General features: G+C 70.6%; 13 protein-coding genes. 10 read left to right on the top strand and 3 right to left on the bottom strand.

Going from position 1 to position 22,745, the window contains the following annotated elements; all coding sequences use genetic code 11:
• Positions 1-80: 80 nt before the first annotated feature.
• Together VFZ09_RS29095 and lipB are read left to right on the top strand one after the other, a co-directional pair.
• Positions 81-1,442, top strand: a complete 1,362-nt coding sequence (locus tag VFZ09_RS29095) for a ClpX C4-type zinc finger protein (protein ID WP_329730954.1) — start codon at positions 81-83, stop codon at positions 1,440-1,442.
• Positions 1,439-2,524 (top strand): lipoyl(octanoyl) transferase LipB, encoded by a 1,086-nt coding sequence (gene lipB / locus VFZ09_RS29100; RefSeq protein WP_329730955.1) that lies wholly within the window; start codon positions 1,439-1,441, stop codon positions 2,522-2,524. The genes VFZ09_RS29095 and lipB overlap by 4 nt, the downstream gene beginning before the upstream one ends.
• A 132-nt stretch (positions 2,525-2,656) precedes the next feature.
• Here the strand turns inward: lipB and VFZ09_RS29105 are convergent, their stop codons facing one another.
• From VFZ09_RS29105 to glp, 3 genes are all read right to left on the bottom strand, one after another.
• Entirely contained in the window at positions 2,657-3,460 is an 804-nt protein-coding gene (locus VFZ09_RS29105; RefSeq protein WP_329730956.1) for an MBL fold metallo-hydrolase, read from the bottom strand.
• A 61-nt stretch (positions 3,461-3,521) separates the two neighbouring features.
• Positions 3,522-4,199 (bottom strand): GTP cyclohydrolase II, encoded by a 678-nt coding sequence (gene ribA, locus VFZ09_RS29110; protein WP_329730957.1) that lies wholly within the window; start codon positions 4,197-4,199, stop codon positions 3,522-3,524.
• A 66-nt stretch (positions 4,200-4,265) separates the two neighbouring features.
• Positions 4,266-5,492 (bottom strand): gephyrin-like molybdotransferase Glp, encoded by a 1,227-nt coding sequence (glp, locus tag VFZ09_RS29115; RefSeq protein ID WP_329730958.1) that lies wholly within the window; start codon positions 5,490-5,492, stop codon positions 4,266-4,268.
• A gap of 236 nt (positions 5,493-5,728) precedes the next feature.
• On the opposite strand from glp, the gene VFZ09_RS29120 reads away from it, so the two are divergent.
• The 8 genes from VFZ09_RS29120 to VFZ09_RS29155 all read left to right on the top strand — a co-directional run bounded on the left by VFZ09_RS29120 (position 5,729) and on the right by VFZ09_RS29155 (position 22,744).
• Complete coding sequence (locus VFZ09_RS29120) at positions 5,729-7,135, top strand: protease inhibitor I42 family protein (protein ID WP_329730959.1); 1,407 nt, start codon at positions 5,729-5,731, stop codon at positions 7,133-7,135.
• A 121-nt stretch (positions 7,136-7,256) separates the two neighbouring features.
• A complete protein-coding gene (gene rnr / locus VFZ09_RS29125; protein ID WP_329730960.1) occupies positions 7,257-10,610 on the top strand; it encodes a ribonuclease R in 3,354 nt (1,117 codons plus the stop codon).
• 138 nt (positions 10,611-10,748) lie between these two features.
• Positions 10,749-12,224 (top strand): ABC transporter substrate-binding protein/permease, encoded by a 1,476-nt coding sequence (locus tag VFZ09_RS29130; protein ID WP_329730961.1) that lies wholly within the window; start codon positions 10,749-10,751, stop codon positions 12,222-12,224.
• Positions 12,221-13,009, top strand: coding sequence for an amino acid ABC transporter ATP-binding protein (locus VFZ09_RS29135; RefSeq protein WP_329730962.1), 789 nt, complete (start codon positions 12,221-12,223; stop codon positions 13,007-13,009). The genes VFZ09_RS29130 and VFZ09_RS29135 overlap by 4 nt, the downstream gene beginning before the upstream one ends.
• A 109-nt stretch (positions 13,010-13,118) precedes the next feature.
• Positions 13,119-13,292 carry a DUF5670 family protein gene (locus tag VFZ09_RS29140; RefSeq protein WP_329730963.1) on the top strand — a complete coding sequence of 58 codons (174 nt, stop codon included), beginning with the start codon at positions 13,119-13,121 and terminating at the stop codon, positions 13,290-13,292.
• Positions 13,293-13,313: 21 nt separating this feature from the next.
• On the top strand, positions 13,314-15,860 hold the full coding sequence (gene mprF / locus VFZ09_RS29145; protein ID WP_329730964.1) for a bifunctional lysylphosphatidylglycerol flippase/synthetase MprF: 2,547 nt from the start codon (positions 13,314-13,316) through the stop codon (positions 15,858-15,860).
• Positions 15,857-17,338, top strand: coding sequence for a virulence factor family protein (locus VFZ09_RS29150; RefSeq protein ID WP_329730965.1), 1,482 nt, complete (start codon positions 15,857-15,859; stop codon positions 17,336-17,338). The genes mprF and VFZ09_RS29150 overlap by 4 nt, the downstream gene beginning before the upstream one ends.
• A 108-nt stretch (positions 17,339-17,446) precedes the next feature.
• Positions 17,447-22,744 (top strand): trifunctional serine/threonine-protein kinase/ATP-binding protein/sensor histidine kinase, encoded by a 5,298-nt coding sequence (locus tag VFZ09_RS29155; RefSeq protein ID WP_329730966.1) that lies wholly within the window; start codon positions 17,447-17,449, stop codon positions 22,742-22,744.
• Position 22,745: the final 1 nt, after the last annotated feature.

A 22,745-nucleotide genomic window follows, 5' to 3' on the forward strand; every position in this document is an offset into this window, starting at 1 on the left:
GGTCGCCCGCCGGGGGCGCGTGCCTCGCTGGGAGCGCTCGCGCACCGCGCTCCCGGCCTTCGAGGAGGTTACGTAGCCCCATGGCCGAGAACGTTCGCGACGTCATCCGCGCTGCCCAGGCCGCGGAGCTCGGTGGTGACAAGCCCCGCGCCATCGAGCTGCTCCGGCTCGCCGCTGATCTCTGTCGGCGATCGGGCAACAAGCCCCGCGCCGAGCAGCTCCTGCGCTACGCCCTCCGGTTGGATCCTTCTCGCAAGGAGTTGGAGGAGGAGCTCCGTGTGCTGGAGCGCGAGGAGCCGCCTCCGCCTCCTCCGGCTCCCGAGGACGACGACAGTGGGCCCGCGCCCGGCGTGTTCGTCCTCGAGGAGGACACCTCTTCGTCCCTCCAGGAGGCGCTGCGCGAGGCCGAGCTGTCCATGGATCGGCGCACCCGTCCCGTGGCCCTCGCCGTCGAGGTGATGCGCTCCGCCGTGAGCAGCGTCCCCGTTCCCGGCAAGGAGGAGACGGTTCCGGCTCCGGCTCCCGTCCCCAACCCTCTCCCAGAGGGAGAGGGGGCTTTCATCGAGCGGGGGCCTACTCGCGCCGATCCGACCCTCGACGCCTGGTGCTCCTTCTGCTGCCGCCCCCGCTCCGAGGTGGGCGCGCTCGTCGCCGGTCCCGCGGGCGCGTTCATCTGCTCAGGCTGTATCGGCGAGTCGGGTGCACTGCTCGGCGGTGTAGCTCCGGCCGCACGTGTGAAGGCTCCGGCTCCCCAGCGGCCCGTCTCCGTCGAGCTGGTGGGGCAGGCGCAGGCCCGTGAAGCACTCGAGCACGGCCTGGAGGCCGGTGTTCGCCATGTGCTGCTGCTCGGGCCCCAGGGCTCCGGAAAGAGCACGTGGATGCGGGCGCTCGTGGAGCAGGGCAGGGGAGTGCTCGTGACTCCCGACTCGTTCGACCGCGCTCCCGTCGACTCCGTGCTCCTCGTGGAGGACGTGGACCGGATCCCTCCCGCCGAGCAGGCCTCCCTGAGCGCCTTCCTCGCGCGCCACCCCGCGAGCACCGTGGTGATGACGGCCCGGGGCGGCCCGGTGGGCTCGGGGCTCGCGCTCGTTTCGGACTCAGGCCGTGTCTCCGTCCCCACCACCCCCGCGCTCTTCGAGGCCGTGGCGGGCTCGTTGCCCCTGGACCTCTTGGAGCAGGTGCAACTGCTCGTCACACTCACGGCTCCAACCGTCGAGGACCTGATCGAGATCGCCCGGCGCCAGCTTGCTTCGCGGGGAGACCTTCAGCTCTCCAACGAGGTGCTCACCGCCCTCGCCACCGAGGCGGCCCGCTCGTCGCGCTCGGGGCATGAGTTGCGCGCCCTCCTGGCCCGCGTGCCTCCCGGCTCCTGGCGCCTGGAGGTGAAGAAGAAGGGGAAGGCGAAGCCGGCCCGCCGTGGCCGGCGGAAGGGAACGTCGTGAACACGCTGACGGTGTACCGGCTCGGCCGGGTCGAATACGAGGACGGTCTCCAGCTCATGAAGGTCTTCGGCGAGGCCCGCCGCCAGGGCCTCTGCGGAGACGTCCTGCTCCTGCTCGAGCACCCGCCCGTGCTCACCCTCGGCCGCGCCGCCAAGCGCTTCAACATCGTCGCCAGTGACGAGCGCCTCGCCGCCGAGGGCGTGGAGACCTTCGAGACCGACCGCGGGGGAGATGTCACCTACCACGGGCCCGGACAGCTCGTGGGCTACCCCATCTTCCTCCTCCCCGAGGGCCGTCAGGACGTGCGCCGCTACGTGCGCGACGTCGAGCAGTGCGTCATCCGCACCCTCGCCGAGTACGGCATCACCTCCGGCACCATCCCCAAGTGGCCCGGCGTGTGGATCGGCCAGGAGGACTCGCCCGACGCCCGGAAGATCGCCGCCATCGGCGTCCACCTCGCCCGCTGGCTCACCAGCCACGGCTTCGCGCTCAACGTCAACACGCACCTGCCCCACTTCAACCTCATCGTCCCCTGCGGCATCAGCGAGGCCGGGGTCACCTCGCTGCAGAAGGAGCTCGGCCACGCCGTCCCCATGGCCGAGGTCGAGGAGAAGATCTCCCGGCACTTCGCCGAGGTCTTCGGCCTTCAGCGCGTCGAGCCCAAGCCCCTCACGAGCACGGTGTGCGTCACGCTGCTGCGGGGGACGGGCCCGGAGACCCGCGTGCTGCTGCTGCGCCGGAGGCCCGAGCGCGGGGGCTTCTGGCAGATCGTCACCGGCCGCCTGGAGGCGGGTGAGAAGCCCCGTGAGGCCGCCGCCCGCGAGCTGTTCGAGGAGACCGGACTGCGCACCGACATCGTGGACCTGGAGTACCGCCACGCCTTCGCCGTCGGCAGCGTGGTGCCTCCCCGGCTCGTCGAGGAGAACGGCTTCGCCGCCAGGTGCTCGGGAGATTTCGAGGTCCGGCTCGGTGACGAGCACGATGCCTATGAGTGGGTGGATGTCCCCACCGCGCTGGCTCGGCTTCCGTTCCGCGGGCTTCGCGAGGGCGTCCAGCGTTCCATCCGGGCACTCGGGGGGTGACACGGGTTCAACCCGGGGTCCCCGATACCCTCACCCCGTCCCTCTCCCGGAGGGAGAGGGGTGAGTGGGGCGAGGGGACTACAGCCTGGGCTTCAGCTGCCTGGGCTTCAGCAGCCTCGGCTTCAGGCTTCGCTAGAGCTTCAGGATCTCCAGCTCCACGGCGGCGATCGTCTCCGGACGGTGCTTGCGCACCTCCTCGACGAACCGGTCCATCTCCGCGTCGTCGCGCCACTCGTGGTGGAACAGCACCAGCTGCTTCACGTTCGCCGCGTTGGCCGTCTCCACCGCCGACTCCCACGTCGAGTGGCCCCAGCCTATCTTCGCCGCACCCTTGAGGCCCCGGTACTCCGCCTCGGTGTACATCGCGTCGATGATGAGCATGTCCGCGTCCCTCGCGAACTCCACGAGGTCCTTGTCCTTCTCGCAGCCGTGCTCCACGTCCGTCGCGTACACCACCGAGCGGCCATCGCACTCCACCCGGTAGCCCAGATTGCCTCCCGGATGGTTCAGGTCCAACGTCCGCACCCGCGCCGGCCCTATCTCCAACTGCTGGCCCGCTTCCAGGTTCTTGTACGTCAGCTGCGCCTTGAAGGTGTCCTCGGCCGTCACCGGGAAATAGGGCTGCACCATCTGTCCCGACAGCACCTCCTTCACCGAATGGTTGCCTCGCGGCGCCCCATACACCGTGAAGGCGAACTTCGGGATGAAGATGGGCGTGAAGAACGGCAGCCCCTGCAGGTGATCGTAGTGGTAGTGCGAGAGGAAGATCGAGGCTCGCGTGGGTCCACCCGCCGCCAGCAACTCCTGCCCCAGCACGCGCACGCCCGTTCCCAGGTCGAAGATGAGCAGCTCGTCTCCGCAGCGCATCTCCACGCAGGGCGTATTGCCCCCGTAGCGCTGCGTCTTCGGCCCCGGTGCAGGGATCGAGCCGCGCACTCCCCAGAAACGTACATGGAACGGGACGCGCGCCTCGGCGGGCGTTCCCTCTCGTTCGTTCTCAGCCAACCTTCGCTTCCGTGTCGTCGTCGTCCTCGGCGAAGAGCTCAATCAGGTGCCCCGTCCGCTCGCGCTTCGTCCTCAGGTAGCCGACGTTATGCGGATTATGCTCCGTACGCGAGGGAATGCGTCGTCGTACGGGAATTCCCTCTTCCACCAGGCCTGCAATTTTCAGGGGATTGTTGGTGATCAGGTCCACCGACCTCACCCCGAGCAGCCTCAACATCTCCGCCGCGATGTCGTAGCTGCGCAGATCGTCCGGGAAACCCAGTTGACGGTTGGCCTCGTAGGTGTCCAGGCCCTCGGCCTGCAGGGCGTAGGCCTTGATCTTGTTCCCCAGGCCAATCCCCCGGCCCTCCTGCCGCAGGTAGAGCACCACCCCACACCCGTTCTGCGTGACGAAGTCCAGCGCCCGATCCAACTGCTCCCGGCAGTCGCACTTCAGGCTGCCGAACACCTCGCTCGTCAGGCACTCGGAGTGCACCCGGACGGGCACGCCCTCCAGGCCCTGCACCTCGCCCACCACCAGCGCCACGTGCTCCCGCCCATTGCGCTTCTCGCGGAAGACGACCGTGCGCAGCACGCCTCGGCCGGTGGGCACATCCGCTTCGGAGAACTTCTCCAGCAGGGAAGTGCTCTTGCGGGTCGGAAGAACCTGAGGTGGACGCGACTCGGACATGATGACCCTTTCTCCCGCACAACATCTGGTGGCACAAGTTGGATGCGAACCGTTGAAGTTCGTTCCTCATGCCCCCCAGGACAGAGGAAGCAATTCCACCCTGTCACCAGTAGCCAGCCTACTGGACCCCCTCGTGAAGTGGAGCAGGTGGGTGGCCGAGGCCGCGGACCGCAGTGCCCCCGACGTCTGGGTGGACAGGGGCTTCACCCATAGCTCGCCGTCCCGCCAGGTAGACGTCACCCGGACGTAGTGGGCCAGCCCCTCGGGCTTGCGCAGCTCACCGTCCAGGCGGCCGGACACCCGTGGCGGCTCCACGTCCGCGTGCCCCAGCATCCGGCGCAGCGCGGGGCGGACGAAGAGCTCAAAGGTGACGAGCGAGGAGGTGGGATTGCCCGGCAGGCCGATGTAGACGGTGCCTCCCTTGCGGCCCACCGCCAGCGGCTTGCCCGGCTTGATGGCCACGCGCCAGAAGTCCCGCTCCACCCCCAGCTTCTCCAGGGCCTCGCGCACGAAGTCGTGCTCGCCCACGGACATGCCCGCGCTCGTCAGCACCAGGTCGTACCCCTGGGCCGCCGCCAGGTGCTGAGACGTGTCCTCCAGCGTGTCCCGGGCGATGCCCAGCACCGAGGGCACGCCGCCCGCGCGCAGCACCGCCAGCGAGAGCGCCGGGGCGTTGGCGTCCACGATGCGGCCCTCGGCGGGTGCGTCCGCCCGGCACAGCTCGTCCCCGGTGGAGAGGATGGCCACCCGCGGCCGGCGTGGCACCGGCGCCGTCAACATCCCCTGGCCCACCAGCAGCCCCAGCTCCGGAATCCCCAGCGGCGTGCCCCGGGGCAGCAGCACCTCGCCCTCCCGCGCGTCCTCGCCCCTCGGACGCACGAAGTGGCCCGGCCCCACCGCCTCGAGGATGTCCACGGCTTCACCCCCGGGGGCCAGCTGCGTCCGCTCGCGCATCACCACCGCGTCCGCGCCTGGCGGCAGCGGGGCCCCCGTCATGATCCGCGCGCAGGTGCCCGGCTGCACCTCCCGCCGCGGCGTCTGGCCGGCGTAGATCGTCTCCTTCACCTGGAGGCGGACGGGCAGGGGGGCCGAGAGATCGGCGCTGCGCACCGCGAACCCATCCATGGCCGAGTTGTCCCAGGGCGGCAGGGTCCGTTGGGCGCGCACGTCCTCGGCCAGGGCGCGCCCCAGCGCCTCCTCCATTCGCACCCACTCGGGGGGCAGCGGGGAGAGCAGGGCGAGCGTGCGGGCTCGGGCCTCCTCCACGGGCAGCAGCGCGGCATCTTCCTTCATGGGTCGGGCCTCCTCGGGGTGATCTCCCAGGGCTGATCCACTTTGCCCCGGGTGGGCGAAACAGACGTGTAGCGATTGGCTGTTTTTGGAATCAAAGTCCCTAGGAAATTCAAGACTTTGTTTGACAGGCCCCCTGATCATCGTTACAAGCGCTGGTGATCGCATGGCCCGCGTCCGGGCGGGGGCCGATGTGCCAACCCGTTGAAAAGACACGGGAATTCAAGGAGACAGCGTCGATGGCCAAGCCCAGGTCCGGGGCCAAGAAGGCGACTCCCGCTGCGAAGAAGGTCAAGTCGACGAAACCGGGTGTGCTGAAGACCGCCTCCAAGAGCGTGGCCAAGGCCGCCGCGAAGTTGGTGACGAAGGCCGCCGGTAACGCGAAGCAGCAGGAGAAGAAGGCTCCAGCGGAAAAGAAGGCCGCACCCGCCGCCGCCGCGAAGAAGACCGCCGCGAAGGCAGCCACCAAGGTGAAGGAAGCCGCCGTGAAGGCGGCCGCCAAGGTGAAGGAAGTCGTCGCGCCCAAGGCGAAGGCGAAGGAGAAGGAGCCCGCGCCCAAGGCGAAGGAGAAGGAAGCCGCCGCGCCCACCAAGGGCAAGGAGAAGGAGCCCAAGGGCAAGGGCCGCGAAGCCGTGGCGGCGCCGCCGGCCGTCGAGAAGCCGCGTCCGCGCGCCACCAGGCTGCCGCCCCTGGCCGAGCCGCTCAACAAGCGAGACCTGGAGCAGCTGCTCACCGCCGGCGCCGGCCGTGGCGTGGTGGGCGAGGGCAGCCTCAAGGGCCGCCTGACGGTGATCGACGGGCTGCCCAACCTGGTGGTGGTGGGCCGCGACAAGCGCGAGCTGACCTTCATCCTCCAGGGGCCGGATCAGGAGGTGCTGCCGGCCTACCTGGACCACAAGGTGTCCGTCAGCGGACTCATCAAGAAGACCACCAACTACGGCGGCACGGTGGACGTGCGGAAGTTCTCCGCCAAGAAGCCCGAGGTGGAGGAGCCCACCCCGGAGCCCGTGGAGACCGAGGTCCGGCTGCGCTACCTGTCCCCGGGCGAGGTCTCCCAGGTGATCTCCGCCGGCATGGGCGCGGGCATGAAGGGTTTCGCCGCGCTGCGCGGCAACCTGGAGATGACCGGCGACGAGTTCGTGCTGGTGGTGTCCAACGGCGGCACCCGCCAGCAGGTGTCGTACATCCTCGAGGGCAAGGGCGCCAAGGGGCTGCGCAAGTACCTGGGCCATACCCTGTCCGTCACCGGCGTGGTGGACAAGTCCTCCGGCTGGGGTGGCCGCATCGACGTGGAGAACGTGGAGCCGCGTCCCTCGGACATCCGGCCCATCTCCCGCGAGGGGTTGGACTCCGTCCACGTGGAGGGCGAGCAGTCGACCTCCGTCGACGTGAGGCTCAACCACGCCTTCACCGTGCGCCTCCAGGAGCAGCCGGGCTTCACCTGGGCCATCGAGCCCACGGCGGCCAAGCGCGTGGGCCTGCGTGAGGCCAACTTCGAGCCCGGTTCCGATGGGCCCGCCACCCGCGAGTTCTTCTTCACCCCTCGCAACCCGGGCACCTCGGACGTCGAGTTCTTCCTCGCCAAGGCCTTCAATCCCGGTCAGGTGGAGCGCTCGTTCAAGCTCACCGTGAACGTCAAGCCCTGAGGGCCCGTCTGGCACTGCCCCTCCACGCGTCATCGTCCTTTCGCCCGGGGGTCCCCAGTGGGACCCGCCGGGCTTACTTTTTTCAGGGCCGCCCGCTGGGCTTCCTGATTCGGGACCTCTCGTGACCGATCTTCCTCGTGACGTGAAGCGACACCTGGCCGAGTCCAAGCAACCGCTCGGCATCAAGGAGCTGTTGAAGCTCACCCATCTCCACCCCGGGCAGCAGACCCAGCTCAAGCGCACCCTGCGGGACCTGGTGCGCAGCGGCGAGCTGCTCAAGGAGGGCAAGCGCTTCCGCCTGCGCGGCGAGCGGCCAGCCCCCAGTGGCCCCCGGGAGGACGTCCGCTCCGAGCCCGATCCGCGCTTCGCCCCGAAGGGACGTTTCTCGCGGGAGGGTTCGCCCGAGCCTCGGGGCCGCTTCGTGCGCGAGGGCCGCATGGAGCCCCGCAACCGCTTCGCCCGGGACGAGCGCGGCGGGCCTCCGTCGCGCGGTCCCTCGGAGCAGCGGGGACCCGAGCCCCGGGGCCGCTTCGCCCGGGACGAGCGGGGTGGTCCTCCGTCGCGCGGCCGTGTCGAGCCTCGGGGGGGCCCCGGTCCCCAGCGCGGCGGCTACGGCCAGCAGCAGCGGCCCGGTCCCGGCGGTGGACGCTCCGAGAAGCCGGGCCGTTTCGAGCCCCGGGGCCGGTTCGCCCGGGACGAGCGCGGCGGGCCCGGCAAGCGCGGCGGCCGTTTCGAGCAGGAGCGCCGGCCGGGCAGGGGAGGGCGTGACCGGAGCGAGGGGCAGGAGACCGCCACCCTCGAGGGCATCCTCCACGTGCACCGCGATGGCTACGGCTTCGTCCACCCCAGCTCGGGCGAGGGCGACAACATCTTCCTGCCGCCGCAGGAGGCCGCGCGGGCACTCGACAATGACCGGGTGATCGTCGAGGCCTGGGGCCGTCCCGGACGCATGGAGGGCCGTCTGCTGCAGGTGGTGGGCCGCACCCGGCAGCTCGCCGTGGGCACCTACGTGGAGCAGGGCAAGCGCCAGGCCTTCGTCATCCCCTACGACAAGAACCTCCAGACGCAGGGCAACATCCGCGTCCCGCCCACCCAGATGGCGCGGGACGGGGACGTCGTGAAGGTCCGGCTCGGCATCGGCGCGGAGCTGCTGGAGCCGGGCGAGGGGCTCTTCGGCGAGGTCGCCGGTTCCATCGGCAAGCCGGGAGATCCGAGCAACGAGGTGCTCTCCATCGCCTACTCGCAGGGCTTCTCCGACGAGTTCCCTCCCGAGGTCATGGACGAGGCGGACCGCATCCACCCGGCGGTGAGCGAGGAGGAGGCCCGGGGGGAGAACCGCCGCGACCTGCGGCAGATGGCGCTCGTCACCATCGACGGCGAGGACGCCCGCGACTTCGACGACGCCGTCTACACCGAGCCCCATCCCCAGGGCTTCCGGCTCGTGGTGGCCATCGCCGACGTGACGCACTACGTGCGCGAGGGCACCGCGCTCGACGCCGAGGCCCTGCGCCGCGCCACCTCCGTCTACCTGCCGGACCGCGTGCTGCCCATGCTCCCCGAGCGCCTCAGCAACGGCATCTGCTCGCTGCGTCCCGACGAGGACCGGCTGTGCATGGTGGCCGACATGGTGCTGGATGCGCGCGGGCACCTCGTCTCCAGTGAGATCTACCCGGGCGTCATGCGCAGCCACGCCCGCTGCACCTACAACGAGGTGCAGGACGTGCTGGACGGCAAGGACGTCCCCCACCGCAACGCCTTCAAGCCCCAGTTCGAGCGGCTCATGGAGCTGGCCCGGGTGTTGATGCGCATGCGCAAGGAGCGCGGCGCCATCGACTTCAACCTCCCCGAGCACAAGGTGATGATGGGCGAGGACGGCATGCCCGCCCGCATGGAGAAGCGCGAGCGCAAGGACAGCCACCGGCTCATCGAGGAGTGCATGCTCGCCGCCAACGAGGCGGTGGCGAAGTTCTTCGCCGACCTGGGCCTGCCCAGCGTCTACCGCTACCACGGTGAGCCCGACGAGGAGAAGCTGGCCACCTTCGCCCAGCTCGCCCAGGCCTACGGCTTCCGCCTCCAGGCCGAGGAGATCACCCCCCAGCAGCTCAATGCCTTCATGGCCCAGCTGCAGGGCCACCCCGAGGAGCGCGCTCTCAACCAGCTCCTGCTGCGCTCGATGATGCAGGCCGTCTACACGGCCTCCGACGTCGGCCACTACGGCCTGGCCGCCGAGTACTACCTGCACTTCACCTCGCCCATCCGCCGCTACCCGGACCTGCTCGTCCACCGGCTGCTCAAGGCGCACTGGGCCCGCAATGGACAGGAGCGCTCGCCCGCACAGCTCGAGCGCGAGGAGCAGCGGCTGGAGGACATGTCCTCGCAGAGCTCCGAGCGCGAGCGCGCCGCCATGCAGGTGGAGCGCGAGGTCGTCTCCTACTACGCGGCCCTGATGATGAAGGACCGCCTGGGCGAGGAGTTCGACGCCACCGTGGCCGGGCTCGTCGAGTTCGGCTTCTTCGTGGAGCTCGACGAGGTGCACGTGGAGGGGCTCGTCCGCGCCGACTCGCTCGGCTTGGGCACCCGCTTCGACAAGAACCTGCACTCCTTCACGCTGCCGGGCGGCTTCCGCGTCCGCGTGGGACAGAAGGCCCGGGTGCGGCTCGTCAACGTGAACCTGGCCCTGCGGCGCATCGAGTTCGACGCCCTCGAGGTCGCCGGCCGCGCCATCTCGGCCGTCCAGGAGACCGGCAGGGAGGAGCGCGAGGCGCAGAAGCAGCAGGCCTGGCAGGATCGCAAGAAGGCCAACCGTGCCGGGCGCGAGCGGGCCCGGGAAGAGCGGAGGGGCCGTCCCCCCGGGCGGGCCGAGCTCTCCATGGCCGATGCCGAGGCCCTGCGGAAGCGTGAGGCCGAGGCGGCTCAGCGGGCCGCCGAAGCGGTGGAGACTCCAGCCGTGGCGCCTCGTCCCGAGGAGCGGCGTCCCGAGGCACAGGAGCAGGCCGCCGCCCCGGTGCCGACGGTCGCGGATCGCATCCGTGCCCTCGCCGCACAGGGAGCGCCGGTCCGCGCCGAGCCCGTCCAGGCCGTGCCTCCCACGCGGCGCAAGAAGGCCGCCGCGGCCGCCGAGGAGACGCCCGCGCGTGCGAAGCGGGCCGCCGCTGGAGCCACGAAGAAGACCGCTGCGCGTCCCGCGGTGAAGAAGGCCGCGGCCGCGAAGAAGGCTCCCGCGGTGAAGAAGGCCGCTGCCGCGAAGAAGGCTCCCGCCGCGAAGAAGACGGCGCGTCCGGCCGCAGCGAAGAAGGCTCCCGCCGTGAAGAAGGCCGCCGCGAAGAAGACGGCGCGCCCGGCCGCCGCGAAGAAGGCTCCCGCCGCGAAGAAGACGGCTCGGGCCCCCGCCGCGAAGGCCCGCTCCACGGGGGCGGCGAAGGCGAAGGGCGGCGCGAAGAAGCCCGCTCCTTCTCGCCAGGCGAAGAAGCGGTAACCGCGGCCGATGCTCCGGTGCGTCGCACTGCCACGCACCGGACAGGGCGCGCCGCTTCCAGGTTCAGCCGAGGACACGCCCCACCGCCGGGCGATGGCCGGCGCTCGGGGTTTGCCCGAAGGTGGAGCCTCGCTCGCCATGAAACGCTCGGGTCTCGTGACAGCCTGTCTCCTGCTGGCGGTCCTCCTGGTGGGCCCCGCCTCGGGAGCGGTGCCCCAGGCGAGTCCGGCCGAGCCCGCGGATGCCCTGGCCCGAATCCAGGCCTCGGGGGTGCTGCGGGTGGCCATCGACGCCACCTACCCCCCCATGGAGTACCTGGAGAACGGAAAGCCCGTGGGCTTCGACGTCGACCTCGCCCGGGAGCTCGCGCGCCGGCTCGGCGTCACCGCGCAGTTCATCGTCATGGATTGGGACGGCATCCTCGCCGGGCTCACCTCGGGCCGTTACGACATCATCGTCTCGTCGATGAACATCACCCCCGCGCGCCAGCAGCAGGTCGACTTCGTCGAGTACGCGCGCATGTCCCAGGTCTTCGTCACCACGCGGGGCCGGCTCATCCGCACCGAGGAGCAGCTCGCGGGCCAGCGCGTGGCCGTGCAGACCAACACCACCTCGCAGCGGTGGGTGCAGCAGCTCGTGCAACGCGGCATCGCCGTCCAGGAGATCCGTGCCTTTCCCGGCGCCACCGAGTGCTTCGCCGCCGTGAAGTCGGGCCAGGCCGATGTCATCGTCATCGACGAGCCCGTGGGCCGGTTCTTCTCCCAACGGGATGACCACTTCGTCATCACCGGCCAGGCGCTCGAGCCGGAGCCCATCGGCATCGCCATCAACAAGCACGAGCCGCGGCTCACCGCCGCCCTCCGCCGCGCCTTCGAGGAGTTCCAGCGCAGTGGGGAGCTGAAGCAGCTGTCGGAGCAATGGTTCGGTGGCGAGCTGGGGCAGGCCGTGAAGCCGGCGGGCTTCTGGACGTTCTCCCGCGAGGTGGTGCTGCCCCGGGTGCTCCGGGGACTCGGGGTGACGCTCCAGCTCACGTTCGGCTCGGGAGTGCTCGGCCTCGCCCTGGGGCTGGTCGTGGCGCTGGCTCGCATCTCCCGCCGGACGGAGATTCGCGGCGTGGCCACGGTCTACATCACCCTGTTCCGCGGCACACCGCTGCTGCTGCAACTGCTCTTCATCTTCTTCGCGCTGCCGTTGATGCTGGGCGTCCGGCTGGGACCCATGGCCGCCGGGCTCACCGCGCTGTCCCTCAACGCCGCGGCCTACATCGCGGAGATCTTCCGGGCCGCCATCGAGTCCATCGACAAGGGACAGATGGAGGCGGCGCGGGCCCTGGGAATGAGCCACGAGCTGGCCATGCGCCGGGTCATCCTCCCGCAGACGTTCCGCCGCCTCATCCCGCCCCTCGTCAACGAGCTGGCGGCGCTCTCCAAGGACACATCCCTGGTCATGGTCATCGCCCTGCCGGAGCTGCTCTACGAGACGAAGCAGCTCGCGGGCACCTGGCTGCGCCCGGAGGTGTATGGCTGGGCGGCGCTCGGCTATCTGATCATCGTCGTGGCGTTGTCGGAGCTGGCCCGGCGGTTGGAACACCGGCTGGAGGCGCGAGGCACATGAGTGGGCCCATCCTCCGCGTGGAAGGCTTGCGCAAGTCCTTCGGCGAGCGCGAGGTGCTCCGGGGCATCGACCTGGAGGTGGCCGCCGGTGAGGCCGTCGTCGTCATCGGGCCGAGCGGCTGTGGCAAGTCCACGCTGCTGCGGTGTCTGAACCACCTGGAGACGCCCACACAGGGCCGCATCTGGCTGCGCGGCGAGCTGCTGGGAATGCGGGAGAAGGACGGACGGCTGTTGCCCCGGCCCGAGCCCGAGGTGGATCGCCAGCGGGCCCATATCGGGATGGTCTTCCAGCGCTTCAACCTGTTCCCCCACATGACGGCCCTGGGCAACATCATCGAGGCCCCCATGCGGGTGAAGGGCCTGTCGCGCGCCCAGGCGGAGGAGCGGGGCCTGCGGCTGCTCGAGCGCGTGGGGCTGCTCGACCGGAAGGACGAGTATCCCGCCCGGCTCTCGGGAGGCCAGCAGCAGCGGGTGGCCATCGCCCGGGCGCTCGCCATGGATCCGGAGGTGATGCTCTTCGACGAGCCCACCTCCGCGTTGGATCCGGAACTGGCCGACGAGGTGCTCCAGGTGATGCAGGACCTGGCCCGCGAGGGCATGACCATGGTGGTGGTCACCCACGAGATGGAGTTCGCGCGAGCCGTGGCCCACCGGGTGCTCGTCATGGAGGCGGGCGCCATCCTGGAGCAGGGGCCCCCCTCGGTCATCTTCACCCAACCCTCCCAGCCCCGGACCCGGGAGTTCCTCCGCAAGGTCCTGCACCTGCGAGCGGACGAGCACGCCTGACCCGGCGGGCGGCCGGGCGGAGGACGCTCCGAATGCCCTGGGAGCGGGTTGGGGCTTCCGTGCTTCCACTCGGGGAGCGGGTCCCCACCTTCCGAGACAGGAGGCATCCATGGAATTGAAGAGCCTCGCCTGGATCGCGTTCGCGTTGTTCGTCGTCTGGTTTGTGGCCGGAGTGATCTTCAAGGTCGCGGGAGCGGCCATCCACCTGGTGCTCATCGCGGCGGTGGTGCTGGGCCTCATCAGCCTCGTGTCGCGCGCTCGCCGGCCCGGCCATCCCACCTAGCGGTTCCTCCGGAGCGCTGGGATGCAGAGGCTGAAACGGCTCCTCCTCGGAGTGCTCCCGCTCGTCCTGCTGGGGGCCGCGGGCTACGTCCTGCACCGCGAGCTGTCGCACTTCCATCGCGGCGACGTGGCGGTGGGGCTCGCGTCCATTTCCACCGGCCACATCCTGCTGGCCCTGGCCCTCACGGCGGTCAACTACTTCGCCCTCACGCTGTATGACGTGCTGGCGATGGGCCACGTGAAGCGGAAGATCCCGTATGCGCGCGTGGGCTTCACCTCCTTCGTCGGCTACGCGTTCGGGCACAACCTCGGCATGTCCTTCCTCAGCGGCGGCTCGGTGCGCTTCCGGCTGTACTCCGCCTGGGGGCTCACCGCGCTGGACGTGGCCCAGGTGGCCGCGTTCAACGCGCTCACCTTCTGGGTGGGGCTGGCGGCGGTGACGGGGACCTCGCTGCTGGTGGAGGGAGGCGGTGGCGTGCTGCCGCTGTCGCCGGGACTGGCGCATGCGCTGGGGGCGGGGTTGTGGGCGCTGCTCGTGGGCTATTTCGTGGCGTGCGCGCTCGTCCGCAAGCCGCTGCGCATCCGAGGGCTGGAGCTGTCGTTTCCCACGGTCCAGCGTGCACTGGGGCAGCTCGCCGTGTCGTGCGCGGACTGGATGCTGGCGGCGTCGGTGCTGTGGGTGTTGCTGCCGCCCGGCTCCGGCGTGTCCCTGCCGTCCATCACCGCGCTCTTCGCGCTCGCCCAGTTGGCGGGCATCGCCAGTCAGGTGCCCGCGGGCCTCGGGGTCTTCGAGACGGTGATGCTGGCCACCCTGTCTCCCCACGTGTCCTCGGCGCACCTCGTGGGCGTGCTGCTGGTCTACCGCGTCGTCTATTACCTGGTGCCCTTCTCCGTGGCGGCGCTGATGCTCGCGGGCAACGAGCTGCTCCAGCGCCGCCAGCACCTGACGCGGTTGGCGAAGGTGGTGCACACCTCGTTCTCCCCGGTGGTGCCGTGGGTGGCGTCCGCGGGAGCCTTCGTCGCGGGCGCGGTGCTGCTCTTCTCCGGCGCCACGCCCACCGTGTCCGAGCGGTTGACCGTGCTGCGCCACCTGGTGCCGCTGCCGCTGCTGGAGGTGTCGCACTTCCTGGGCAGCCTGGCCGGCATCTCGCTGCTGCTGCTGGCGCGTGGACTCCAGCGGCGGCTGGACGGGGCGTATGTGCTGACGCAGGTGCTGCTGGTGGCCGGCGCGGTGTTCTCCGTGGTGAAGGGCGTGGACTACGAGGAGGCGGCGCTGTTGCTGGTGCTGGCGACGGCGCTGGCGCCCTTCCACCGGCAGTTCTACCGGCACACCTCGCTCCTCGCCGAGGCCTTCAGCCCGGCATGGCTCCTGGCCACGGTGGCGGTGGTGGGCGTCTCCATCTGGTTGGGCTTCTTCTCGTACCGGCACGTCGCCTACAGCCAGGAGCTGTGGTGGCAGTTCACCTTCGGCGGGGATGCGCCGCGCTTCCTGCGCGCCACGGTGGGCGTGCTGGGGCTGGTGCTGGTGTCCGGCATGGGCATGCTGCTGAAGCCGGCCGGAGCCCGCACGCATCCGCCCACCCCCGAGGAGCTGACGCGGGTGCGCCCCCTGGTGACGCACTCGCCCGAGTCCATGGCGTACCTGGCCCTGGTGGGCGACAAGCCGCTGTTGTTCAACGAGTCGGGCACGGCCTTCCTCATGTACGGCGTGTCCGGCCGCAGCTGGGTGTGCATGGGAGATCCCGTGGGCCCTCCCGAGGAGGCCACGGAGCTGGCGTGGCGTTTCCTCGAGCTGGCGGATCGGCACCACGGCTGGGCGTGTTTCTACCAGGTGGGTCCCGGCGCCCTGCCGCGCTACCTGGACCTGGGGCTGACGCTGCTGAAGCTGGGCGAGGAGGCCACGGTGCCGCTCGCGGACTTCAGCCTGGAGGGACCGGAGCGCCGGGGCCTGCGCCACAGCGTGCGCAAGCTGGAGCGCGAGGGCTACGCCTTCGAGGTGCTGCCTCCCCAGGCGGTGCCGGAGTTGATGCCCCAGCTGAGGGCCATCTCGGATGCATGGCTGGAGGAGAAGCACACGCGCGAGAAGGGCTTCAGCCTGGGCTCCTTCGCGCCGCGCTACCTGGCGGAAGGGCCGCTGGCGGTCGTCCGCCATGACGGGACGCTGGTGGGCTTCGCCAACATGTGGGCTCCCGAGGTGAAGGAGGAGCTGAGCGTGGACCTCATGCGCTACCAGCCGGGCAGCCCGCATGGGGTGATGGACTTCCTCTTCGCCTCGCTCATGCGGTGGGGGCGCGAGCAGGGCTTCCGCCGCTTCAACCTGGGCATGGCGCCCTTCAGCGGCTTCGAGCAGCGCAGCCTCGCGCCCGTGTGGAACCGGTTGGGCGCGCTCCTCTTCCGGCACGGCGAGCACTTCTACAACTTCCAGGGGCTGCGCCAGTACAAGGACAAGTTCCATCCCGTCTGGACGCCGCGCTACCTGGCGTCTCCCGGTGGGCTGGCGCTGCCGGGCGTGCTCACGGGAGTCGCCTCGCTGGTGTCGCGAGGACTCGGTGGCGTGGTGGTGCGATGAGCAAGCGTCTCGCGGGAGGGGCGGTGGGGCTGGTGCTCGTGGCGGTGGTGGGTGCGGTGCTCCTGACGCAACCCCGGGAGGCCTCGGGGCCGGCACCCTCCAGCTGGACTTCGCCCACATCCCCGTCGTCTCCGCCGCTCCATGCGCGCACCGAGGTGCTGCGGGTGGGCGGGCGGTTCGGGCACCTCACGGTGGTTCATCCGCCGTCCGGCGCGCCCACCACCGTGGCGCTGCTGCTGGCGGACGGGCCCGCGGACCGGGGACGGGGGGCGGAGCTGGCCTCGGTGCTGGCGGAGCACGGCGCCCTGGTGCTGGGGGTGGACGCGAACACGTACCTGCGCTCGGTGGAGAAGGGGAGACGTTGCGCGTACCCCGCGGGAGACCTGGAGGTGCTCAGCCAGGGCTACCAGCGGCATGCGAAGCTGCCCGAGTACCTCCATCCCGTCCTGGTCGGGGACGGACCGGGAGCGGCCCTCGCGTTCGTGGCACTCGAGCAGTCGCCGCCGGGCACGTTCCGGGGCGCGGTGAGCGTGGGCCTCGGCCCGGAGCGGTTGGCCTCCGCGGCCTTCTGTCCGGGCACGCGCTCGGTGCACCCGGTGGAGAACCTGTCCGAGCCCTGGGTGGTGCTGGTGGCCGGGGATGCTCCCGCCCACACCTGGCGAACCGCGCGGGAGCTCACCCGGAAGCTGAAGACCGCGCGGGTGGAGGGGGTGCCCGGTTCCGATCCTCGCCACGCGGCCGTGGCGTCATGGAAGGGCCCGCTGCTGTCCGCCTACGACTCGGCGGCCGTCCCGCTCGCGTCCGAGCAGCGGCTCGTCTCTCCGGAGGAGGTGGGGGACCTGCCCCTGGTGGAGATGCCCGCCGCGAAGCCGGAGGGCGACACGCTGGCGCTCTTCGTCTCGGGCGATGGCGGCTGGGCGAGCATGGACCAGCAGGTGTCCGCGTCCCTGGTGGCGCAAGGCATCCCCCTGGTGGGGCTGAACTCGCTGCGCTACTTCTGGAAGCGCCGCACCCCCGAGGAGACCTCGGCGGACGTGGCTCGCGCGCTGCGTCATTACCTGGCCGAGTGGGGCCTGCGGCGCGTGGTGTTGGTGGGCTATTCGCGCGGAGCGGACGTGGTGCCGGCCATCGCCGTGGGGTTGCCCCCGGACCTGCGCGAGCGGGTGAGGGCGCTGGCCCTCATCGCTCCCGGGAAGGAGGCCGGGTTCGAGGTGCACGTGACGGACATCTTCGGCGGAGCGCGCGGCGCTACCCATCCCGTCCTGCCGGACATCCAGTCCCTGGGCGGCATGCCGGTGCTCTGCCTCTACGGAGCGGAGGAGGGGGACAGCCTGTGTCCGGACCTGTCCCAAGTGCCCGGCGCGCACCCGGTGATGCTCGCGGGCGGACACCACCTCAACGGGGACTACACCGGCATCGCGCGGCTCATCCTCCAGGCGCTCGACGTCCCGGCGCACGGTGGCAGCGGTCCCCCGTGACGGGGCGCGAGGGGGGCGGGGTGTTCCTTCGCCCCATCGCTCTTCGGTATCCTCGCGGGAGGCCCCGGGAGCAGACTCTCGGGGCCGGGCCGGGGGGCTCTTCCACGCATGTTGCACATTCGCGGCTACACGCTCCGTGGGGCCATCAAGGCCACCGGGTCGAATCTGCTGTTCCATGCGGTGCGCGACGCGGATGGGCTGCCGCTCATCCTCAAGACGCCCAGGGTCTCCTGCCCGGGCGCCCGCGAGAGCGAGCGCTACCAGCGGGAGTTCTCCATCCTCCAGCGTCTGCGGGACGTGGGAGGCGTCACCCGTCCCCACGCGTGTGAACGCATCCACGAGCGTCCGGTGCTCCTCCTGGAGCCCCTGGAAGGCACCGCCCTGTCCGAGCTCACCGGCACGCCGCTCGAGCCCGCCCGCGTCCTGAAGCTGGCCCTCTCCCTGGCCTCGACCCTGGCGGAGATGCACCGCCGCGGCGTCATCCACAAGGACATCAAGCCCTCCAACATCATCCTCACGCCCACCGGGACGGCGTGCCTGCTCGACTTCGGCACCGCCACCCTCCACCTCGTCGAGCACGTGGAGGCCTCTCCCGCCCCCCTGCTCGAGGGCACGCTGGCCTACATGTCCCCGGAGCAGACGGGGCGCATGAACCGCTCGGTGGACTACCGCACCGACTTCTATTCCCTGGGCGTCACGCTCTACGAGCTGCTCACGGGCAGCCGTCCCTTCCACGGGCGGGATGCGCTCGAGTGGTTCCACGCTCATCTCGCCCTGGTGCCCCCGTCTCCGCTGGAGCGTATCCCGGGCCTGCCTCCGGCGCTGTCCGCCATCGTGATGAAGCTGCTGGCCAAGGTCGCCGAGGAGCGCTACCAGAGCGCCGACGGACTGAAGGCCGACCTCGAGCGGTGCCAGGAGGGCCTGCTCCGGGGCGAGCACGGGGACTTCCCGCTCGGGGTGCACGACTTCCCCAGCCGCTTCCAGCTTCCGCAGCGGCTCTACGGGCGGGCCTCGCACGCCGCGGCCCTGCTCCAGGGCTTCGAGCGGGTGGCCCGGGGCGGCCGGTCCGAGCTCATGCTGGTGCGTGGCTACTCCGGTATCGGCAAGTCCTCGGTGGTGCACGAGCTGCACAAGCCGGTGGTGCAACGGCGCGGCTTCTTCCTGAGCGGGAAGTTCGATCAATTCCAGCAGGACATCCCCTACGCCACCCTGGCGCAGGCCATCCGCGGTCTGACGCAGCAACTGCTGTCGGGCACCGACGCGGAGCTGGAGGCGTGGCGCGAGCGCCTCCAGGAGGCCTGGGGGAGGGAAGGCCAGCTCCTGGTGGACGTGGTGCCCCAGCTCGAGCTCATCGCGGGCAGACAGCCGGCGGTGCTGGAGGTCCCCGCCTCCGAGGCGCAGCACCGCTTCCACCGGGTGTTCCGCGCGTTCCTCGGCGTGTTCGCCACCCTGGAGCACCCGCTGGTCCTCTTCCTGGATGATCTCCAGTGGGCGGATGGGGCCAGCCTGCGGCTCATCAAACACCTGCTCACGCACCCGGAGACGCCGCCGCTGCTGCTCATCGGGGCCTACCGCGACAACGAGGTCAGCCCCTCGCACCCGCTGGTGTGCCTGTTGGAGGAGCTTCGCAAGGCCGGCGCGCAGCTCGCGGAGCTCCAGCTCGAGCCGCTGCGCATGGAGGAGCTCCAGCAGCTCGTCGCCGATACGCTGCCCGGGGCGGACGGCGGGCTCGTCCAACCGCTCTCGGCGCTCGTGCACGAGAAGACCGGGGGCAACCCCTTCTTCATCCTGCAGTTCATGCGGACGCTCCACCAGGATGGCCTGCTGGCGCGCACGCCCCAGGGCTCGTGGCGCTGGGACGCGGAGGGCGTCCGGGCCAGGGGCTACTCGGACAACGTCGTCGGCTTCATGGTGGGCAAGCTGCGCCAGCTCCCCCTGGTGACCCAGCACCTGCTGCGGCTGGCGGCGTGCGTGGGGAACACCTTCTCCGCCGGAATGCTCGCCATCCTCTCCGACCAGTCCGTGCCGGGCTCGGTGGAGCGGAGCCTGGAGGCCGCCTTCCAGGAGGGCCTGCTGGTGCGCGGCGGCCCGGAGCAGTACCGGTTCCTCCATGATCGCATCCAGCAGGCGGCCCATGCGCTCATCCCCGAAGAGGAGCGCAAGTCCGTCCACCTGCGCATCGGCCGGCTGATGCTGGCGAGCCTGTCCCCGGAGCAGGTGCACGAGAAGCTCTTCGACGTGGTGGGCCAGCTCAACGCCGGGGCGGAGCTGATCCACGAGCCCGAGGAGCGCCGCCGCGCCGCGCGACTGAATGCCGAGGCGGGCCGGAAGGCGCGGAGCTCCACCGCGTTCCGCTCGGCCGCGGCCTACTTCGCCGCGGCCTTCCAGCACCTGTCCGAGGACCCCTGGGCGCTGGAGCCCGCGCTGGCCTTCGAGGTCCGGCTGGGACAGGCGGGTTGCGAGTTCATGAGCGGCAACGCCGCCGAGGCCCGCCGGCTGGTGGACGAGCTCCTCCCCCGGGCACGCACCTTCCCGGAGCTGGCGGGCGTCTGCCGGCTGAAGAGTGAGTTGCACCTCATCGCCAATGAGCACCTGACGGCCGTCACCTGCCTGCTGGAGTGCCTGGAGCGGATGGGCATGCCGATGCAGCCCTTCCCCGCCTGGGAGGAGGTGGAGATGGCCAACGCGGAAGTGTGGGCCCTGCTGGGGGATCGGCCCATCGCGAGTCTCATCGAGCGGCCCCTGGTGGATGATCCGGACATGGAGGCGATGATGAACGTCCTCGGCGCCCTGTTCGCGCCGGCGTTCTTCCTGAGCCCCTCGCTGCTCCTCCTCCATCTCTGCCGGATGGTCTCGCTGAGTCTGCGCCACGGCCACACCCCCGCCTCCGTCCATGGATACTCCTGGTTCGGGGTGATGGTGGGCCACACCTTCAAGAAGTACCGGGAGGGCCAGGCCTTCTGCCAGCTCGCCCATGCGCTCGTGGAGCGGTACGACCTGGCCGCCCTTCGCGGCAAGGCGCTCCACACCCTGAAGCTGGCCAACTGCTGGACCGAGCCCCTCGCCCTCTCGCTCGAGCTGGCCCAGAAGGCCTTCCAGCACGCGCTCCAGGCCAGTGACATCCAGATCGCCTGCTTCTCCTCCTGTCACCTCGTCACCAACCGCCTCACGTTGGGGTTCCCCCTGGAGGAGGTCTACCAGGAGTCGATCGCCCGTCTGGACTTCGTGAGCAAGGCGGGCTTCGTGGGTGTGAGGGATACCATCCACTTCACGCAGCGCTACGTGCAGCAGCTGCGCGGGCTCACGCCCTCGTCCGACTCGCTGAGCGGGGAGGGGTTCGACGAGGCGGCCTTCGAGGCCGGGCTGCCCTCCAACCAGAGCACCACGCAGTGCTGGTACTGGCTCACCCAGGCGCAGTCCCGCTTCCTGCGCGGGGCGTTCCCGGAGGCGCTCGAGGCCGTGGACAGGTCCTTCGAGCTGCGCTGGGCCTGCCTGGGTCTGCTCCCGAGCCTGGAGCTGCACTTCTTCCGCGCGCTGAGCCTCGCCGCCTGCTACGGGTCCATGGCTCCCGGACGGCGGCCACAGGCCCTCGAGGCCATCCGCGCTCACCAGCGGCAGCTCGCGGAGTGGGCGGAGCATTGCCCCTCGACGTTCCGCTGCCTCGAGCGTCTGGTCTCGGCGGAACTGGCGCGGCTCTCGGGGCAGGAGGGGGAGGCCCTCCGTGCCTACGAGCAGGCCCACCAGTCCGCCCGCGAGCACGGCTTCGTCCAGAACGCGGCCCTGGCGTGTGAGCTGGCCGCCCGCTTCTGGCGGGAGCGCGAGCTTCCCACCCTCGCCGAGTCCTACGCCCGCAAGGCCCGGGAGGCCTACGTGCGCTGGGGCGCCCACGGGAAGGTCAGACACCTGGACGCCGAGTGGCCCCTGCTGGCCTCCACCGGGAGCGAAGAGGACACCGGCACGGATACGACGTCGACGCAGCTCGATGTCCTCGCCCTGGTGAAGGCCCAGCAGGCCATCTCCGGGGAGATCGTCCTCGAGCGGATGGCCACCACGCTGCTGCGCGTCGCCATCGAGAACGCCGGTGCCCAGCGCGGCGCCCTGTTGCTGCCGCGCGGTGATGCGCTCCAGATCGTGGCGCTCTCGGGGACCACCTCCGAGGACTCCGCCGCGGAGGGGGACGAGCCGCGCCTGCCCTGGTCCCTCATCTCCTACGTCAAGCGGACGCGGGAGCACGTGCTCATCGGCGATGCCTCCCAACCGCACCCGTTCGCGGCCGATCCCTGGCTCGCGCGCGGCAGGGCCCGCTCGGTGCTCTGCCTGCCGCTGCTGCGCCACGAGGAGTTCCGTGGCGTGCTGTACCTGGAGAACGAGCTCGCCCCGGATGCCTTCACGCCGGCCCGCCTCTCCCTGCTCGACCACCTGGCCTCACAGGCCGCCATCTCCGTGGAGAACGCGCGGCTGTACGCCGACGTCCAGCGCGCCGAGACCGCCCTGCGCCGCGCCAACGACGAGCTGGAGCAGCGCGTGGAGGAGCGCACCCGGGAGCTCAAGCAGGCCCAGTCGCGGTTGATGGAGACGGCCCGCACCGCCGGCATGGCCGAGGTGGCCGCCAACGTGCTCCACAACGTGGGCAACGTCCTCACCAGCGCCGTCATCAACCACCAGGTGCTGCGCCAGACGGTGGACGCCTCCCGCATGGGGCGGTTGAAGCAGGCCACCACCCTGCTCGCCAAGCACCGTCACGCGCTGGCGGACTTCCTCTCCCGGCATCCCCAGGGCATGCAGCTGCTGGACTACCTCTCCGTGCTCGCCGACGAGCTGCTGCGCGAGCAGTCCACGCTGCGCGAGGGCATGGAGGCGATGGGCATGCACATCGATCACATCCGCGCCATCGTGCAGATCCAACAGAACTACGCCAGCAACACCCTCCTCACCGAGGAGTGTGAGCTCTCGGAGCTCGTCCAGGATGCCCTGCGCATCTTCATGCCCGCGCTCCGGCGCCATGGCGTCACCGTCACCCAGGAGCTCGCCGCGTTGCCTCCGGTGCGTCTGGACAAGCACAAGGTGCTGCAGATCCTCATCAACCTCATCAGCAACGCCAAGAAGGCCATGCAGACGCTCCCCGAGGGGCAGCGCCACGTGCACGTGCGGCTCGAGGCCGTGGACCGCATGGCGCGCGTCTCGGTGGTGGACAATGGCGTGGGCATCGCCCCGGAGAACCGCGAGCGGCTGTTCTCCCAGGGCTTCACCACGCGCGAGGGCGGCCGTGGATTGGGCCTGCACTCCAGCGCCCTGAGCGCGAGGGCCATGGGCGGGAGCCTTGCTTTGCAGAGCGAGGGGCTGGGCAAGGGCGCCACCGCCATCCTCGAGCTGCCGCTCGACGGGGGAGGGGAGGCACTCGACTGAG

The organism is Archangium sp. (genome assembly GCF_036277355.1).
GTDB lineage: Bacteria > Myxococcota > Myxococcia > Myxococcales > Myxococcaceae > Archangium.

Excerpts from the sequence above, each read along its gene's own strand:
- VFZ09_RS29150 (WP_329730965.1), top strand. The coding sequence starts at position 15,857 with ATGAGCAAGCGTCTCGCGGGAGGGGCGGTGGGGCTGGTGCTCGTGGCG.
- VFZ09_RS29120 (WP_329730959.1), top strand. The coding sequence starts at position 5,729 with ATGGCCAAGCCCAGGTCCGGGGCCAAGAAGGCGACTCCCGCTGCGAAG.
- VFZ09_RS29095 (WP_329730954.1), top strand. The coding sequence starts at position 81 with ATGGCCGAGAACGTTCGCGACGTCATCCGCGCTGCCCAGGCCGCGGAG.
- mprF (WP_329730964.1), top strand. The coding sequence starts at position 13,314 with ATGCAGAGGCTGAAACGGCTCCTCCTCGGAGTGCTCCCGCTCGTCCTG.
- VFZ09_RS29155 (WP_329730966.1), top strand. The coding sequence starts at position 17,447 with ATGTTGCACATTCGCGGCTACACGCTCCGTGGGGCCATCAAGGCCACC.
- VFZ09_RS29140 (WP_329730963.1), top strand. The coding sequence starts at position 13,119 with ATGGAATTGAAGAGCCTCGCCTGGATCGCGTTCGCGTTGTTCGTCGTC.
- VFZ09_RS29135 (WP_329730962.1), top strand. The coding sequence starts at position 12,221 with ATGAGTGGGCCCATCCTCCGCGTGGAAGGCTTGCGCAAGTCCTTCGGC.
- glp (WP_329730958.1), bottom strand. The coding sequence starts at position 5,492 with ATGAAGGAAGATGCCGCGCTGCTGCCCGTGGAGGAGGCCCGAGCCCGC.
- ribA (WP_329730957.1), bottom strand. The coding sequence starts at position 4,199 with ATGTCCGAGTCGCGTCCACCTCAGGTTCTTCCGACCCGCAAGAGCACT.
- VFZ09_RS29130 (WP_329730961.1), top strand. The coding sequence starts at position 10,749 with ATGAAACGCTCGGGTCTCGTGACAGCCTGTCTCCTGCTGGCGGTCCTC.